Annotated in this window: 15 protein-coding genes and 3 tRNA genes; 6 read left to right on the top strand and 12 right to left on the bottom strand. The window is 70.1% G+C overall.

What is annotated here, in order from left to right:
• The coding region (locus tag C998_RS15045) for a transposase (RefSeq protein ID WP_018870760.1) at window positions 1-228 on the bottom strand (228 nt) is incomplete at its 3' end.
• Between the two features lie 726 nt (window positions 229-954).
• Here C998_RS15045 and C998_RS0110170 point away from each other — a divergent pair.
• Entirely contained in the window at window positions 955-1,968 is a 1,014-nt protein-coding gene (locus tag C998_RS0110170; RefSeq protein ID WP_026279568.1) for a thioredoxin fold domain-containing protein, read from the top strand.
• A 13-nt stretch (window positions 1,969-1,981) separates the two neighbouring features.
• Window positions 1,982-2,434 (top strand): hypothetical protein, encoded by a 453-nt coding sequence (locus C998_RS0110165; protein ID WP_018870758.1) that lies wholly within the window; start codon window positions 1,982-1,984, stop codon window positions 2,432-2,434.
• 19 nt (window positions 2,435-2,453) lie between these two features.
• Here the strand turns inward: C998_RS0110165 and cyaY are convergent, their stop codons facing one another.
• From cyaY to C998_RS0110150, 3 genes are all read right to left on the bottom strand, one after another.
• A complete protein-coding gene (gene cyaY / locus C998_RS0110160; RefSeq protein WP_018870757.1) occupies window positions 2,454-2,777 on the bottom strand; it encodes an iron donor protein CyaY in 324 nt (107 codons plus the stop codon).
• A 69-nt stretch (window positions 2,778-2,846) separates the two neighbouring features.
• Complete coding sequence (locus tag C998_RS0110155; RefSeq protein WP_018870756.1) at window positions 2,847-3,221, bottom strand: DUF423 domain-containing protein; 375 nt, start codon at window positions 3,219-3,221, stop codon at window positions 2,847-2,849.
• A gap of 5 nt (window positions 3,222-3,226) precedes the next feature.
• Window positions 3,227-3,574, bottom strand: coding sequence for a hypothetical protein (locus tag C998_RS0110150; RefSeq protein WP_018870755.1), 348 nt, complete (start codon window positions 3,572-3,574; stop codon window positions 3,227-3,229).
• 95 nt (window positions 3,575-3,669) lie between these two features.
• On the opposite strand from C998_RS0110150, the gene C998_RS0110145 reads away from it, so the two are divergent.
• The gene (locus C998_RS0110145; protein WP_018870754.1) at window positions 3,670-4,251 is read left to right on the top strand and encodes a hypothetical protein; all 582 of its coding nucleotides are present in this window, start codon (window positions 3,670-3,672) and stop codon (window positions 4,249-4,251) included.
• 369 nt (window positions 4,252-4,620) lie between these two features.
• Here C998_RS0110145 and C998_RS0110140 read toward each other — a convergent pair whose 3' ends face one another.
• From C998_RS0110140 to C998_RS0110120, 5 genes are all read right to left on the bottom strand, one after another.
• Window positions 4,621-5,439 (bottom strand): class I SAM-dependent methyltransferase, encoded by an 819-nt coding sequence (locus C998_RS0110140; protein WP_018870753.1) that lies wholly within the window; start codon window positions 5,437-5,439, stop codon window positions 4,621-4,623.
• A 14-nt stretch (window positions 5,440-5,453) separates the two neighbouring features.
• The gene (locus tag C998_RS0110135) at window positions 5,454-5,693 is read right to left on the bottom strand and encodes a SlyX family protein (RefSeq protein ID WP_018870752.1); all 240 of its coding nucleotides are present in this window, start codon (window positions 5,691-5,693) and stop codon (window positions 5,454-5,456) included.
• A gap of 19 nt (window positions 5,694-5,712) precedes the next feature.
• Window positions 5,713-6,720 carry an NAD(P)-dependent oxidoreductase gene (locus tag C998_RS0110130; protein WP_018870751.1) on the bottom strand — a complete coding sequence of 336 codons (1,008 nt, stop codon included), beginning with the start codon at window positions 6,718-6,720 and terminating at the stop codon, window positions 5,713-5,715.
• A gap of 108 nt (window positions 6,721-6,828) precedes the next feature.
• Window positions 6,829-7,518 carry a Bax inhibitor-1/YccA family protein gene (locus C998_RS0110125; protein WP_018870750.1) on the bottom strand — a complete coding sequence of 230 codons (690 nt, stop codon included), beginning with the start codon at window positions 7,516-7,518 and terminating at the stop codon, window positions 6,829-6,831.
• A 93-nt stretch (window positions 7,519-7,611) separates the two neighbouring features.
• Window positions 7,612-9,714, bottom strand: coding sequence for a SulP family inorganic anion transporter (locus C998_RS0110120; RefSeq protein WP_018870749.1), 2,103 nt, complete (start codon window positions 9,712-9,714; stop codon window positions 7,612-7,614).
• Between the two features lie 265 nt (window positions 9,715-9,979).
• Here C998_RS0110120 and C998_RS0110115 point away from each other — a divergent pair.
• Window positions 9,980-10,069, top strand: a tRNA-Ser gene (locus C998_RS0110115).
• A 155-nt stretch (window positions 10,070-10,224) separates the two neighbouring features.
• Here C998_RS0110115 and C998_RS0110110 read toward each other — a convergent pair.
• From C998_RS0110110 to pdxH, 3 genes are all read right to left on the bottom strand, one after another.
• A tRNA-Val gene (locus C998_RS0110110) sits at window positions 10,225-10,299 on the bottom strand.
• A 207-nt stretch (window positions 10,300-10,506) separates the two neighbouring features.
• Window positions 10,507-10,596, bottom strand: a tRNA-Ser gene (locus tag C998_RS0110105).
• Between the two features lie 157 nt (window positions 10,597-10,753).
• On the bottom strand, window positions 10,754-11,398 hold the full coding sequence (gene pdxH, locus C998_RS0110100; protein ID WP_018870748.1) for a pyridoxamine 5'-phosphate oxidase: 645 nt from the start codon (window positions 11,396-11,398) through the stop codon (window positions 10,754-10,756).
• 151 nt (window positions 11,399-11,549) lie between these two features.
• On the opposite strand from pdxH, the gene C998_RS0110095 reads away from it, so the two are divergent.
• Window positions 11,550-13,139: a glutamate synthase-related protein gene (locus C998_RS0110095; RefSeq protein WP_018870747.1), complete on the top strand. Its 1,590-nt coding sequence runs from the start codon at window positions 11,550-11,552 to the stop codon at window positions 13,137-13,139.
• Between the two features lie 102 nt (window positions 13,140-13,241).
• Window positions 13,242-15,533 carry a YgiQ family radical SAM protein gene (locus C998_RS0110090; protein WP_018870746.1) on the top strand — a complete coding sequence of 764 codons (2,292 nt, stop codon included), beginning with the start codon at window positions 13,242-13,244 and terminating at the stop codon, window positions 15,531-15,533.
• Window positions 15,534-15,741: the final 208 nt, after the last annotated feature.

Here is a 15,741-nt window from a genome sequence, read left to right as displayed (position 1 = left end):
GTTCTCTTCCTCGAGCTGCCGGATTCGCTGCTGTTCCGCCGTCAGCGGTTGCCCTTCGCCCGGCTGTCCCGCGCGTTCCGCCTTGAGTTGATCCACCCAGCGGCGCACGGCCGTCTCGCCAAGATCCTGATCCTGGCAGACGGCCGGCACCGTCAGACCGTCATCGACCACCATGCGGGCGATGCGTTCCTTGTATTCGCCTGAAAAGCTCCGGCGTTTGCGTGCCATGGCTGTTCTCCTCGTAACAGGGGGTTATCGTCCCACCTAACGAGGTGTCCACGAAAATTAGGCCAGCTCAGACAGACCCTTTCTAGGCCTGCCGGGGGTAAACATACAAGGCCGGCCCTCCGGCCGATCGGCCCCTTCGGGCCAGCCTGGCCCCGATCGGCCAGGGGGCTGGCCTCCTACGTGCAGGGCCCGCCGACCCGCCGGGCCCCGCCGACGCGCCGGGGCCCGCCGACCCGCCGGGGCCCGTCGATCCGCCGGGGCCCGTCGACCCGCCGGGGCCCGCCGACCCGCCGGGGCCCGTCGACCCGCCGGGGCCCGCCGACCCGCCGGGGCCCGTCGACCCGCCGGGGCCCGCCGACCCGCCGGGGCCCGCCGACCCGCCGGGGCCCGCCGACCCGCCGGGGCCCGCCGATCCGCCGGGGCCCGTCGACGCGCCGGGGCCCGCCGACCCGCCGGGGCCCGCCGACCCGTCGGGGCACCCGTAGGAGGCCAGCCCTCTGGCCGATTGTGCGGCCGATGGCGTGGCCTCGGGGGAGTAATCCGGTGCCGCGCGGCGTCCAATGGAGTCGAGGGGCCGGAAAATTACGTGGCGCCCCGCGGCAGGCCGGTCTGCCACGCCTGTCCAGCGACGGAGCGGTCCGCAAGGAGGTTGGCGTGTTGGGGAAAACGGGATCCGGTAGCGACAGGCGTTCGGGGCGGCTGCTTGCGGCGTGGGGCGCCGTGCTGATGTTCGCGCTGGTGTGGGCGGCGGCCGGAGCGCCCGTACTGGCGGACGAACCGGTGCCGGAAGCCAGCGAAACGGAGGGTCTGCAGTTCGACGACACCCCGCGCCGGATCGGCCTGGGGACGCCCGACTGGTTCCGGCCGAGCTTTCTCGATATCGAGGAGGATCTGGAACTGGCGCGCGAGCGCGGGCGCATGGGGCTGGCGGTGTATTTCGGCATGGATGACTGCCCCTACTGCGAGGCGCTGTTCGAGCAGAACTTCAGCCAGGACGACATCCGTTCCTATCTGTCCGAGCACTTCGACGTGATCGCGATCGACGTGCTGGGGAGTCGCGAGGTGACCACGCTGGAGGGCGAGACCCTGGAAGAAAAGGAATGGGCGCGCAGCATGGGGCTGAACTTCACGCCGTCACTGGCGTTTTTCGACGCCGATGGCGAGGGCATCCACGCGATGCGCGGCTATTATCCCCCGTACCGCTTTCGCGCCCTGCTGGAATACGTGATTGACCGGCATGACCGGGAGGAGAGCTTCCGCGAGTACCTGGACCGCGCCGAACCGCCGCCGAAGTTCGATCTCGAGGACATCAACGAGCGGGATTTCTTCGATCCGCCGCCGCACGAACTGGATCGCACCCGGGAGGCGGGCGAGCGGCCCCTGGTGGTGTTTTTCGAGCGCGAGGCCTGCCACGCCTGCGACATCCTGCATTCCGAGCCGCTGCAGAACCAGCAGGTGCTGGAGCAGATCTCGCTGATGGACGCGGTGCAGCTGGACATGGGCGACGACGCGACCCCGGTGGTTACCCCCGATGGCCGCGAGACCACGGCAGCCCGGTGGTCCCGGGATCTGGACATCCACTGGGCACCCAGTATGGTGTTCTTCGACGAGCAGGGGGATGAGATCATCCGCCTGGACTCGGTCGCCCATCTCAACCGCGTGCGCAACGTGATGGAATACGTGCTGACTCGCGGCTACGAGGACTTCGACACCTTCGAGCGCTGGCGCGCCCGGCGCTAACTACGGACGCATCATGCACTTCGAGCAGGATTTCATAGGCGAACACCGCGATGTCTTCGAGCGGATCGTGGCACGCGCGCACAAGGTCGCCGTGGTGATCTTCGTGATCACCTTTCTGGCGTATGGCGTGGCGGCCTGGATGGCTTTCAACGAGCAGCCCTGGGTCGCGCTGATCCTGGCGACGCTGGCGTATCTGTTCTTTCGCCAGTTTCGGCTGGTGTCGCTGGGGCTGGCGCGCACCGGGCTGCGCGGCGAGACGGGGACGGCGGAGCCGCTGAAGGCGCTGGATCTGGCGCTGGAGGAAGACGGCGCCCACGCGGTGCTCTCGGAGGTGGAGAACCACCTGAGGGCGATCGACGAGGACGACCCGGGCGACCCGGGCGAGGAGTCCGCGGGGCCGTCCCGCCGGGGTGCCACCGGGGAAACCGGGGAAGGACCCCGGGGCGGGGATCGGGACGGTTCCTGAGGACGCCGGTTCCGGCGGGTCAGAGTTCGATCGACGTGCCCAGCTTTCCGCCCAGCACCCGGGCCAGGGTGGTTTCCAGGGTCTCGCCGGTGCGGTCGTTCTGCCACTGGCCGGTGGCCTCGTCGTAGCCGAAATGCGCCGGACCTTCCGGTGAGGACAGCCAGATCTGCTCGGCCGCTTCCTGGCGGTTGAGGATCATCTGCGCGCCGTCCTCGAACTCCAGCGTCAGCACGCCGTCGATCAGATCGATATCCAGGTCCCCGAGGTCGGGGTGGTCGCTCAGGCGGGCGTAGAAGTCGTCCAGGGTCTGTTCGGCGAACACGGCAAAGGAAGGCTGGCTCATGGGATCTCCCGCTCGGAATGGGCTGTAACGGCTATGGCGCGGATTATAGGGACGCCGCGCAGCGGTTGCCTATCCACCCGCGCGCCACGCGGCGATGGCGACGCCGACCCAGCCGAGGATGAACAGGGTGCCGCCGATGGGGGCGATCGCTCCCAGCATGCGCGGGGCGCCCAGGGCCAGGCCGTACAGGCTGCCGGCGAACAGCAGGATGCCGGTGACAAAGGCCACGGCCGCGGCGGTGGCCCAGCCGGTGGCCAGCTGGCTCCACAGCGCGGCGATCAGCAGCAGGCCGAGGGCGTGGATGAAGTGGTACTGCACGCCGGTGTGCCAGGTGTTGAGGGCGCGTTCCGACAGGCGCTGTTCCAGGGCGTGGGCGCCGAAGGCCCCCAGCACCACGGCGATCGCCGCCAGCGCGGCGCCGATGACGATCAGGGTGCGGACCATGGTGGTCAGCCGTTGTCGTCCATGTCGCTGTCGATGTCGCGGCCGGGGACCCAGCCGTGCTCGCGGGCGCGCGCGATCGCCTCGTTGTGGATGCGTTCGTGGCGCTCGCGCAGGTCGTCCGGCAGGGCGGACGGGCGCAGGCCGTATTCGTCCCACTTGGCGTTGACCTGGCTCTGCAGAGCCTGGATCTGGCCGATCTCCCAGCCGTCGCAGGTCTGGTCTTCCGGCAGGATGCCGAACACCCAGGCATCCCGGATGATGTTGCCGATCGGCGTCATGCCGCCGTAGAGGTCATTGTGGAGGCCGACATAGCGCCGGTCGTTGCGGATGGATTCTCGATTGGAGGTAGGCATGGCGGTAGTGTATGCCGCTGACCCCTCCCCGTGAAGGGCCGGGGCACCGTTTGCAGTGGGTTATCGCAATCTTTTGTTGTGGAGGTAACGTCATCGTGCTCCGTTCTTCGCCGGATCCGGAGACCGCACTGCGCCGCCTGCGCCTGCGGGTGCTGCTGAAGCTGATGGCGCTGGGTGGCGTCGTCGCGCTGGCGCTGGCGTTCTCCGCGCAGTTCGTGTCGCTGCCGGGCGGTTCGGGGCCGGAGCCGCGGAGCCCGGATCTGGCGGAGATTGCAGTCGGCGAGGTGAAGCGGCTGCGCTGGAACGGGCGGCACGTGCTGGTGGTGCATCGCGATGCGGCGCTGCTGGAATCGCTGGAGGCGGTCGAGGCGGAGGCCCTGCGGGATCCGCAGGCGCGGCGCGGGCGTCAGCCGGAGGGGCTGGCGTTGCCCGAGCGCAGTTTCACGCCGGACTGGCTGGTGGTCTATGGCGAAAGCGCGGACCTGGGCTGCGAGCTGGACCTGGTGCATCCGGAACAGGCCGACGGCTGGCCGGGCGGCTTCGAGGACCGCTGTCGCGGCGGGCGTTACGACGCCGCGGGGCGGGTGTTCCGCGATCAGCCCGGGGCGCGCAACCTGGAGATCCCGCAATACCGGCTGCACGGTGACGGGGAACGGCTGATCCTCGGCGGCTCCTGATCCCGGAGGTCGGGTTCGACCCGTAGGAGGCCAGCCCCCTGGCCGATCCGGCGCAGGGATGGACCGGACGGGGAATCGGCCGGAGGGCCGGCCTCCTACGGGGGCAGGGTTCGGCCTGTAGGAGGCCAGCCCCTGGCCGATCCGGCGCGGGAGATGGACCGGACGGGGAATCGGCCGGAGGGCCGGCCTCCTACGGGGGGCAGGGTTCGGCCTGTAGGAGGCCAGCCTCTGGCCGATCGGGCGCAGGGATTGGCCGGACGGGGAATCGGCCGGAGGGCCGGCCTCCTACCGGCTGGGTGCCGTGGGAGGCCAGCCCCCTGGCCGATCGGGCGCCGGGATTGGTCTGTGGGAGGCCAGCCCCCTGGCCGATCAGGCGCGGTAGAGGTCGAAGCGTACCGCGCGGCCCTCGATCGCGGAGATCGGCGCGGTGCCGGGCAGAGGGGCGGCACCGGCGGGGCGCTTGACCACCACGCGGCCGCGGGTGGCGGGGATCAGCGCGGCGAGCGTGGCGGCCGCGTCGCTTTCCGTATCGCTTGCGGCATCGTGTTCTTCAGCGTCTTTCGCCGGGGATGCCTGGCCCGGACGCTGGTCCGGGGCCTCCATCAGCGCCTGCAGGATCTGCATGTCTTTCTTGACCGCGGCGTTCTTGCGCCGCTGCGGGAACATCGGGTCGAACACCGCCGCATCGGCGGGCGCGGGCAGGGCATCGGCGGCGAATGCCTGCGGGAACAGTTGCACGCGGGCGGCGCTGGCGGCCAGGGCCGGGTCGCCGGCGTGCGCGGCGCGCTGCAGGGCATCTTCCAGCAACAGGGCGACGACCGGATGCCGCTCGAAGGCGCTGACCTGCCAGCCCCGCGCGGCCAGCAGCAGGGCATCGCGGCCCAGTCCGGCGGAGGCATCGACGATGTGCGCGTGCTCGCCGACGCGCCCCACGGCGCGCACCAGGGTCTCGTGGGCCGCGCGGGCGTGGCGGTAGCCCTGCCGGCCGCGCACGAAGTCCGGGGTCAGGCGCAGCGGCTTCCTGCCGCCCTGCAGAACCAGGCTCAGGCAGTCCGCTTCCACTTCCAGGGTCAGCGCCGCGTCGCCGCCATGGACGTAGCCGGCGGCTTCCAGTCGGCGCTGCAGGGTCCGGGTGCGCTCCCGGGCGCGCGGATCGTCTTCCGGGACCGGGCGCAGTTCGAGGGTCATCGACGGGGCCGCGGTCAGTAATGCGGCGGCGGGGGTTCGGGGGTGTCCTGCCCGCCCGCGCTGCCATCACCGGCGGCGGCTTCCAGCGCCCGCAGGCGGCCGTGGAGCCATTCGAGCTGCCGGGTCAGGGCCTGGTTCTCCTGCTGCAGTTCGGCCTGTACCCGGGCCTGTTCCTCCTGGCTGAATTCCAGATAGGCCAGGCGTTCTTCCAGGGTCGCGATGCGCTGTTCGGGGGTGGGGTCGCTGGCGGCCATGCGGGCTCCCGGTGCGCGTTCAGTCAACGCGGTTGCGCGTCTCGCCGGCGGCGAAGGCGCGGATGTTGGCGGCGATCTCCTCCAGCACCGCCTGTCGTGCCGAGCGCGCGGCCCAGGCGGTGTGCGGGGTCAGCACCAGGCGCGGCAGGTCGGGGGCGAGCAGGGGATGATCGGGCGGCGGCGGTTCCGGCTCGAGCACGTCGATGCCGGCGCCGGCGATGCGTTTCTCGCGCAGGGCTTCGGCCAGGGCCCGCGGCTCCACCAGGCCGCCGCGGGCGGTGTTGATCAGCAGGCCATCGGGGCCCAGGCGGTCCAGGGCGTCTTCGTCGATCAGGTTGCGGGTGGCGTCGGTCAGCGGGCAGTGCAGCGAGATCACGTCGCTGGTCTCCAGCAGCTCCGGCAGGGGGACGCGCACGGTGTCCGCGGCAGGATCCGCGGCGGGTTCCGCGTCGCGCAGGCTGCGGGCGTAGCGCACCTGCATGCCGAAGGCCTCGGCCAGGCGCGCGGTGGCCTGCCCGAGGACGCCGCGCCCGACGATGCCCATGCGCATGCCCGACAGGGTGCGGATGGGGTGGTCGAGCAGGCAGAACTGGTCGGACTCGCTCCAGCGCCCGGCGCGGATGTCGGCGCGGTAGTCGTCCAGCCGGGTGACCAGGGTCAGCAGCAGGGCCATCACGTGCTGGGCCACCGAGTCGGTGGCGTAGTCGCGGGCGTTGGTCACGGCGATGCCGAGCTCGCGCGCCGCCGCCACGTCGATGTTGTTGAAGCCGGTGGCGGCCGCGCAGATCAGCTTGAGCTGCGGGCTGCGTTCGAGCACGCCGCGGTCGAGGACCACCTTGTTGGTGATGGCGACGTCGGCCCCGTCCAGGCATTCGCTGATGGCGTCGGGGTCGGCGGGCGTGCGTTCCCGGCGCACCCAGTCCGGGGCAGCGCGGTCCAGCGGGGCGAAGTCCAGGTCGTCGCGGTCGACGGTCGCCGTGTCGAGGAAGACGGCGCGGGGGGCGGAGGGCAGGTTCGGTTCGGCCATGGCTTCAGCGTTGCGATCGGGCGGAGGGCAGGGGCCAACAAAAAGGGCCCCGCCGGAGCGGGGCCCGCGTGCTGGCGAGTCCGGGAGGGTCCGGGCTCGGCCGGCGCGTCAGTTCTCGCCCATAAAGGCGTGGAACAGGTTCAGCATGTGCAGGAACATCACGTACAGGTTGGCGTACAGCGACACCGTCATCACCACGTAGTTGGTCTCCTGGTCGTGGATCATGCGGCTGGTGTCGAACAGGATGGCCGCCGACAGCAGCAGCACCACGGCCGCGGAGATGGCCAGCGACAGCGCCGGGATCGCCAGGAAGATGTTGGCGACGATCGCCAGCAGCGCCACGATCAGGCCCACCACGATGAAGCCGCCGAGGAAGCTGAAGTCCTTCTTGGTGGCCAGCGCATAGCCGGACAGCGCCACGAAGGCCACGGCGGTGGCGGTGAACGCGTTGCCGACGATCTGCGGGCCGTTGGGCAGCCCCAGGTACATCGACAGGATCGGGCCGAGGAAGAACCCGAGCGTACCGGTAAAGGCAAAGGTCAGCACCAGGCCCCAGACCGAGTTGCGCGTGAAGTGGATGGCGAACGGGCCGCCGATCAGCACGCCGAGCATCACGATCCAGTGCACCGGCGGGGCGCCGATGGCCATGGCGACGAAGGCGGTGACCGCGCTGAAGGCCAGGGTCAGGGCCAGCAGGGTGTAGGTCTGGCGGATGACCTTGTTGGTGGAAATGGTCTCGCTGATGGAGCCCGTGCTGGACGGGTTCTGTTTCGAGCGGACGATCTGGTCTCTGGACACGGTCGTTTCCTCCTTGGGTTCAATATGCGGTCAGTGTACAGCCGAGGGCCGCGCCGTGCAGCCACCCGCGCGGGACTCCGGGCCGGGCCCGGGTCAGCTCCGGCCCTCCTGGCCGGTCTGTTCTTCGACTCGCGTTTCGCCCACGCGTTCACGGCAGACTTCGACGGCCCGGTCGGTGCTGCGGAAGATGTTGTCCTTGCCGATCAGCTCGTCCAGGCCGGTGCGTTCCATCACCTCCAGCACCTGGGCCTTCACGCCGGCGAACACCAGGGTGACGCCGCGTGCCTTCAGCCGATGCACGAGCTGGTGCACGGTCTCCTCGCCGGAGGCGTCGATCTCGTTGATCCCCTTGCCGACGATGATGATGTATTTCGCCTGCGGATGGCTGGCGGCCAGGTCCAGGACCGCGTCTTCGAAGTAGGGCACGTTGGCGAAGTACAGCGAACCGTCGAAGCGCATCAGCGCGATCTTTTCGTCGGTCTGCAGGCCGTAGCGGCGCGCCTCGCGCAGGGTGCCGTCCTCGTAGCGGGCCAGTTCGCTCACGCGCGGCTGCATCGAACGGTAGAGATACAGGATGATCGCGAGGCCCGCCCCGGTGAGGATGCCGTAATCCAGGTTGGGGGCCATGGCCAGGGTCGCCAGGAAGGTGACGATGGCGGCGATGCCGTCGTGCTTGTTGGCCACCCAGGCGTGCTTGATCGCCTTGAAGTTCACCAGCCCGGCGACGGCCATCATGATGATGGCGGCGAGGACGGCCTCCGGCAGGTGGTAGATCAGCGGGGTCAGGAACAGCAGGGCGATGCCGATGATCACCGCAGTAAAGACCGACGACAGGCCGGTTTTGGCCCCGGAATTGAGGTTGACCGCCGAGCGCGAGAACGACCCCGACACCGGATAGCCCTGGGTGAAGCCCCCGGAGATGTTCGCCAGGCCCTGGCCGATCAGCTCCTTGCTGGGGTCCAGCCGCTGGCCGGTGCGCGCGGCCATGGCCTTGGCGATGGCGATGGCCTCGGTGAAGCCGACCAGGGCGATGACGAAGGCGCTGGTGAGCAGCATGGTGATGTTGCCCAGGCTCAGGTCCGGCAGGGTGGGAGCAGGCAGGCCCTGGGGCACGCTGCCGACCACGTTGCCGCCACCGTCCAGGTGGATGGTGTCGTTGTCGACCCGTTCGATACGCCAGTCGGTGCCGTCGGCCCGTTCGCGTTCCGCGTCGGTCAGGTGGTCTTCGCGGATGAAGCGGGCCGGGGCGTCGTCTTCGCCGGGGACACGGCGCAGGCTGATCGCGCCGAGCTGGTCGCGCAGGTCGCGCAGTTCGCTGCGCTGTTCGTCGCGCTCGAGGCCGAGGGTGTCGATTTCGTGGCGGATGCGTACCGCCTCGGCACGTTCGACCTCGTCGACCTCGGCCTCCAGCTCGCGGATGCGCTGTTCGATGTCGGCCAGCGCGCCGGAACGGGAGTCGACCTCTTCGGCCAGGGCGACCACGTCGGCCGGTGCGACCCGGTCGGCCGCCACTTCGGCCTTCTGCTCGTAGCCGATGGCCCAGCTGATGAGGATGGTGACGACCACGGCGACAAGGACGCCGGGGATCTTCGGGACCACGCGCTTCATGGCGACCATCAGCGCGATCGCGCCCAGGCCGAAGGCCAGCGTCGGCAGGTGCACGTCGCCGATCTGCTGCACCACGCCCCACAGGCCGACCATGAAATGGCCGCTGGTGTCGACCGGGACGCCCAGGATCTTGTTGAGCTGCGAGAGGGCGATGATGATGGCTGCGGCGTTGGTGAAGCCGACGATGACCGGATGCGAGATGAAACTGACGATCGAGCCCAGCCGGAACAGTCCCAGTACCAGCTGCACCACGCCGACCATGAAGGCCAGTATGATCGCCAGGGCAATGAACTCGGACGAGCCCTCGGCGGCGAACGGGATCAGGGCCGAGGCCGTGAGCAGCGAGACCACCGCTACCGGCCCGGTCGCCAGCTGGTTCGAGGAGCCCCAGAGGGCGGCAATCATCACCGGCAGCAGGGAGGCGTACAGCCCGTAGACCGGCGGCAGCCCGGCCAGCTGGGCGTAGGCCATGGACTGCGGGATGAGGACGAGGGCGACCGAGATGCCGGCAATCAGATCCGCGTTGATGGTGTCCTTGGTGGGACGCCAGCGCAGGAAGGGAAACAGATTGAGCAGCATCGAATTCATGATGGTCGGCCTCGGGTTGCGCCCCGTCGCCGGTCCCCGGGGCGGTCACTGAAGTTCGTGCCGGTGCCGTGTCCGGAGGAGTGGCACCGGCGCCGGACCGCGGGAGGCGTATCCGGCGGGGAAGGACAGGGCCGCGATTTTACGGAAGATCGTTATTTTCTTCTATCAAACTCTTTCTATGCGACATATAGCTTATAGGCGATGGATTGCGGGGTGACCGGCCGAGTTGCCAGCCGCGGGGTGGTCGCGGAGAATGTGCGCCTCCGGAGAGGTGGCAGAGTGGTTGATTGCACCGGTCTTGAAAACCGGCAGGGGTGCAAGCCCCTCGAGGGTTCGAATCCCTCCCTCTCCGCCAGAATTCCGCAGGAGGCCAGCCCTCTGGCCGATGTGGCATATCCCGAGCCCGATCGGCCAGTGGGCTGGCCTCCCACAGGGCCGACGCCTCACCGGGCATTACCCCATACGAAAAAGCGGCCCGGGCAATGCCACGGGCCGCTTCTCCGGGAGATATGGTGGGCGGTGCTGGGTTCGAACCAGCGACCCCTGCCGTGTGAAGGCAGTGCTCTACCGCTGAGCTAACCGCCCCGGAAGACGCGTAATTTAAGGCTCCGGCGGCGTCCGGTCAAGGGGGCTGAACGCCCGCAGGTAGGAGGCCAGCCTCTGGCCGATCAGGCGCAGGGATTGGCCGGACGGGGAATCGGCCGGAGGGCCGGCCTCCTACGGGCATGTTCACGGGCGCCTGCGGGGGGGTGCGCATAGAAAAGGGGCCACGCGGGCCCCTTTACCTGAATCTGGCGGAGAGGGAGGGATTCGAACCCTCGGTACGCTCGCGCGTACAACGGTTTTCGAGACCGCCCCGTTCGACCACTCCGGCACCTCTCCGTGCTCCGACCCGGTCGGTTATTGCGACCGTCGCCAGTAGCGCTGCGCATCCTAGCAGATTCGGAGGCGGGGGCGGTAGGGTTGCCGTGGATAATCGGTGAGGGAACCCGGCTCCCGCATGGGGGCCGTCTGCATGGCGCGCTTCAGGAGCACCGGTTCAGGGCATCAGGCGGGTGATTTCCCAGTGTTCGCCGTTGTGATGGTAGGTGAAGCGGTCGTGCAGGCGACTGGCGCGGCCCTGCCAGAATTCGAAGAGCTCGGGCGCGAGGCGGTAGCCGATCCAGGCCGGGTCGCGGGGGACGTTGCCGTCGGGGTACTGCTGTTCCAGGTCCTTCACGCGCTGCTCCAGGGTGGCGCGGTCATCCACCGGCTGGCTCTGCAGGGAGGCGGCGGCGGCCAGCCGGCTGCCGCCGGGCCGCTGGGTGAAGTAGTCGTCCGCGAGCTCGGCGGGCAGGGCGCTGACGCTGCCCTCGACGCGGATCTGGCGTTCGGTCTCGGGCCAGTAGAACAGCAGCGCGGCGCGGGGGTTCTCGGCGAGGTCGCGGCCCTTGTGGCTGCGCGAGTCGGTGTACCAGCAAAGGCCTTCGCCCTCGAAATGCTTGAAGAGGACGATGCGCGCCGAGGGCTGGCCGTCGGCGTCGGCGGTGGCCAGGGTCATGGCGGTGGGATCGGGGTTGCCGGCCTCGCGCGCTTCTTCCAGCCAGCGGGCCAGCAGCTGTGCGGGCTCCGCGGTCAGGTCGCTGCGGCGCAGCTCGGCGCGGGTGTAGTCGCGGCGGGTGTTGCGGTGGTCGACCTGGTTCATGCGGGGCTCCCGGGGGCAGATGGCACGATCGCTCATGATACGCCCGCGGGCGTCATTGCGCCCAGACGGGGCGGCCGGGCCGGGCGGTTTGCGCCGGGGTGCGGGTTTGTGGGTTCATGTCGGGTGAGACGGCACCCGACAGGAGGACACGATGAGCCGACCCGTGATTGCGGCACTGGAACCGCGTGGCGTGGAGCTGGAGAAGGGGAAGGAGTACTACTTCTGCCGCTGCGGGCGTTCGGCGAACCAGCCGTTCTGTGACGGTTCCCACGCGGGGACGGGCCTGGGCCCGCTGGCGTTTACCGCGCAGGAGGATGGCGAGGCGTTCCTCTGCCAGTGCAAGCAGTCGGGCAATCTGCCCTATTGTGATGGCACGCACGCCGGACTGGACGCGCAGGTCGGGGAGGCGCCGGAACCCGCGTCGGAGCCGGGCGGGAACGCCGGGAACGATGCGGGCGACGGGGCCGGCGGGTCCGACGCACCGCCCGACCCGCGCGCGACCGCGACCGAGCCGCATGTCGAGTTCATCCATGCCCTGGCGCGCGACGGCCTGGAAGGGCTGGGTGCGCACGGGCCCACGGTGGCGATGGGCGTGCCGCGCGACGAGCTGCCGACCTGGGATGCGCTGCAGCTGCTGGCGGCCCAGCTGTCCAGTCGGCCGCTGGAGGCCGGCGCCGAGGTGGCCACCGAGCTGGTGATCGGGCCGCAGGCGCAGCGGCCGCTGCGGCTGTCCATGCCCTGGCTGGTGACCGACATGAGCTACGGGTCGCTGTCGCGCGAGGCGCGGATGGCGCTGGCGCGGGGCGCGGAACAGGCCGGTACCGGGGTATGTTCCGGCGAGGGCGGGATGCTGCCGGAGGAGACGGAGGTGGCGTCGCGCTATCTGTTCGAGCTGGGGCCGGCGCATTTCGGTTACGACGATTCCGTGCCCGAACGCGTGCAGGCCTTCCATTTCAAGGCGGGGCAGGCGGCCAAGACCGGCGTGGGCGGCGTGCTGCCCGGGTGCAAGGTTTCCGACGAGATCGCGCAGGCACGCGGGATCGAGGCCGGACGGGACGCGGTGTCGCCACCCGCCGATCCGGGGCTGCGCACGCCGGAGGATTTCCGTCGCTTCGCTGATGATGTGCGGCAGCGCTCCGGGGGGATCCCTGTGGGTTTCAAGCTGGCCGCGCATCACATCGAGGCGGACATCGATTTTGCCCTGGAGGCCGGTGCCGACTACATCATCCTCGATGGTCGCGGCGGGGGCACCGGCGCCGCGCCGGCGCTGCTGCGCGACCACATGGGGGTGCCAACCATCCCGGCGGTGGCGCGTGCACGCCGGCACATGGATGCCACCGGGGCCTCGGGCCGCGTGACGCTGCTGGTGACCGGCGGGCTGCGCACCCCGGCGGACTGGGTCAAGGCCCTGGCGCTGGGCGCCGACGGCGTGGCCCTGGGCAACGCCGCGCTGCAGGCGATCGGCTGTGTGGGGGCGCGCATCTGCCACACCAACCAGTGCCCGACCGGCGTGGCCACCCAGGATCCGCGGCTGCGTGCGCGCCTGGATGTGGAGACCGGGGCGGCGCGTCTGGGCCGGTTCCTGACCGATGGCACCGAACTGGCGCGGGTGCTGGCGCGGGCCTGCGGTCATGCGCGGCTGGAGGATTTCGGCCCCAACGATCTGTCGACCTTCGATCGCGATCTGGCCCGTCTGGCCGGGGTGCAGTACGCCGGCGTGCGCGACGCGCAGCACGTCTGAAGCCCCTGCCGCGCGCGGGTCCGGGTTGAAGCCCGGGCCGCGCGCGCGTGTAATACGCGATTACCCGATCGCAGTGCTCCGGAATCCCCGGAACGAGGCCGCATGTCCGCATCCGTACCCGTTATCGCCGACGAGACCGTGCCCGGTCTGTTCGACCGCCGTCCGTACTGGGCCAAACGCTTCGGCACGGCGCCGTTCCTGCCGACCACGCGCGAGGAGATGGACCAGCTCGGCTGGGATTCCTGCGACATCGTGCTGGTCACCGGGGATGCCTATGTCGACCATCCCAGCTTCGGCATGGCCATCATCGGCCGCCTGCTGGAGGCGCAGGGCTTTCGCGTCGGCATCATCGCCCAGCCCGACTGGACCTCGGCCGAGGCGTTCCGCGCGCTGGGGCGGCCGAACCTGTTCTTCGGCGTGACCGCCGGGAACATGGACTCGATGGTCAACCACTACACCGCGGAACGGAAGAAGCGCTCCAACGACGCCTATACCCCCGGCGACGTGCATGGCAGGCGCCCCGACCGCGCGGTGATCGTGTACAGCCAGCGGGTGCGCGAGGCCTTCCGCGACGTGCCGGTGGTGATCGGCGGGATCGAGGCGAGCCTGCGGCGCATCGCCCATTACGACTACTGGCAGGACAAGGTGCGCCGCTCGGTGCTGCTGGATTCGCGCGCGGACATCCTGCTGTTCGGCAACGCCGAGCGCGCGCTGGTGGAGCTGGCGCATCGCGTGGCCGGGGGCGAGCATCCGCGCGAGATCAACGATCTGCGCGGCACCGCGTTCCTGCGTGACCGGGTGCCGGGCGATCACGTGGTGCTGGATTCCTCCGAAGTGGATACCCCGGGGCCGGTGGATGCGAACCCGGATCCCTATGCGGAGACCTCGGCGCAGGCCTGCGCGAGCGGGCAGGAATCCGGCACGCAACCCGGATCCGGGGGCGATGCCGAAGCGCAGGTCGTGCGCTTCCACCGCGAGATCCCGAAGGGCACGCCGCGCAGCCGCACGGTGATCCGCCTGCCGGCCTTCGAGCAGGTGAAGGGCGACGCGGTGCTGTACGCCCATGCCTCGCGGGTGATGCACCTGGAGACCAACCCGGGCAACGCGCGGGCGCTGGTGCAGCGCCACGGCGACAAGGAGCTGTGGCTCAACCCGCCGCCGGTGCCGCTGTCGACCCCGGAGATGGACGCGGTGTTCGATCTGCCCTATGCGCGGGCCCCGCATCCGTCCTACGGCGATGCGCGCATCCCGGCCTGGGAGATGATCCGCTTCTCGGTGAACATCATGCGCGGCTGCTTTGGCGGCTGCACCTTCTGTTCCATCACCGAGCACGAGGGGCGCATCATCCAGAGCCGCTCGGAGGACAGCATCCTGCGCGAGATCGAGGAGATGCGCGATCGCGTGGAGGGCTTTACCGGCGTGGTCTCGGATCTGGGCGGGCCCACCGCGAACATGTACCGCCTGGCCTGCAAGGATCCGGAGATCGAGAAGAACTGCCGGCGCCTGTCCTGCGTGTATCCCGGGATCTGCTCCAATCTGAACACCGACCATGCCCCGCTGATCCGCCTGTATCGCAAGGCGCGCGAGCTGCCGGGGGTGAAGAAGGTGCTGATCGCCTCGGGCCTGCGCTACGACCTGGCGATCGAGTCGCCGGAATACGTGAAGGAGCTGGTGACGCACCATGTCGGCGGGTATCTGAAGATCGCCCCGGAGCACACCGAGGAGGGCCCGCTCGGTCACATGATGAAGCCGGGGATGGGTACCTACGACCGCTTCAAGGCGATGTTCGAGAAGTACTCGAAGGCGGCGGGCAAGGAGCAGTACCTGATCCCGTATTTCATTGCCGCGCATCCGGGCACTACCGACGAGGACATGCTGAACCTCGCGCTGTGGCTCAAGCGCAATGGCTTCCGCGCCGACCAGGTGCAGGCCTTCCTGCCCAGTCCCATGGCCCTGGCCACCGCGATGTGGCACACCGGGCGCAACCCGCTGCGGGGCGTGCGGCGCAGGGCGGATTCACGGCTTTCCGTGGCCCGCGGGGCGCGGGCGCGGCGGCTGCACAAGGCGTTTTTGCGCTATCACGACCCGGATAACTGGCCGTTGCTGCGTGATGCGCTCAAGCGCATGGGCCGGCGCGACCTGATCGGCAACGGCAAGCATCACCTGATCCCCACCTGGCAGCCGGCGGGTACCGGGGGCAAGGGGGGCAGCAAGGGCGGCGGGGCGCGACCGGCCGCCGGCGGGCGCGTGACCCGCGGCGGCAAGGCGCTCCGGCAGCGCGGCGGCGAGGTGCGTACCCAGCACCTGGGCGTGGAGAAGGCTGCACGGCCGGCCCCGACCGGCCGCAAGCCGGGCCGCAAGGGCGGCCCGAAGAAGGGGCCGGGCAAACGGTAGGAGGCCGGCCCTCCGGCCGAGCGGGCCAGGTCTGATGCCGGATCGGCCAGGGGGCTGGCCTCCCACGGGCCGGGTCTGGTGCCGGATCGGCCAGGGGGCTGGCCTCCCACGGGCCGGGTCTGGTGCCGGATCGGCCAGGGGGCTGGCCTCCTACGGGCCGGGTCTGGTGCCGGATCGGCCAGGGGGCTGGCCTCCTACGGGCGGGTTG

This window comes from Thioalkalivibrio sp. ALgr3 (assembly GCF_000377325.1).
In the GTDB taxonomy this organism is placed as follows: domain Bacteria; phylum Pseudomonadota; class Gammaproteobacteria; order Ectothiorhodospirales; family Ectothiorhodospiraceae; genus Thioalkalivibrio.
Note: the sequence above shows the minus strand (reverse complement) of the source record. Positions and strands in the feature narration are given on the sequence as shown.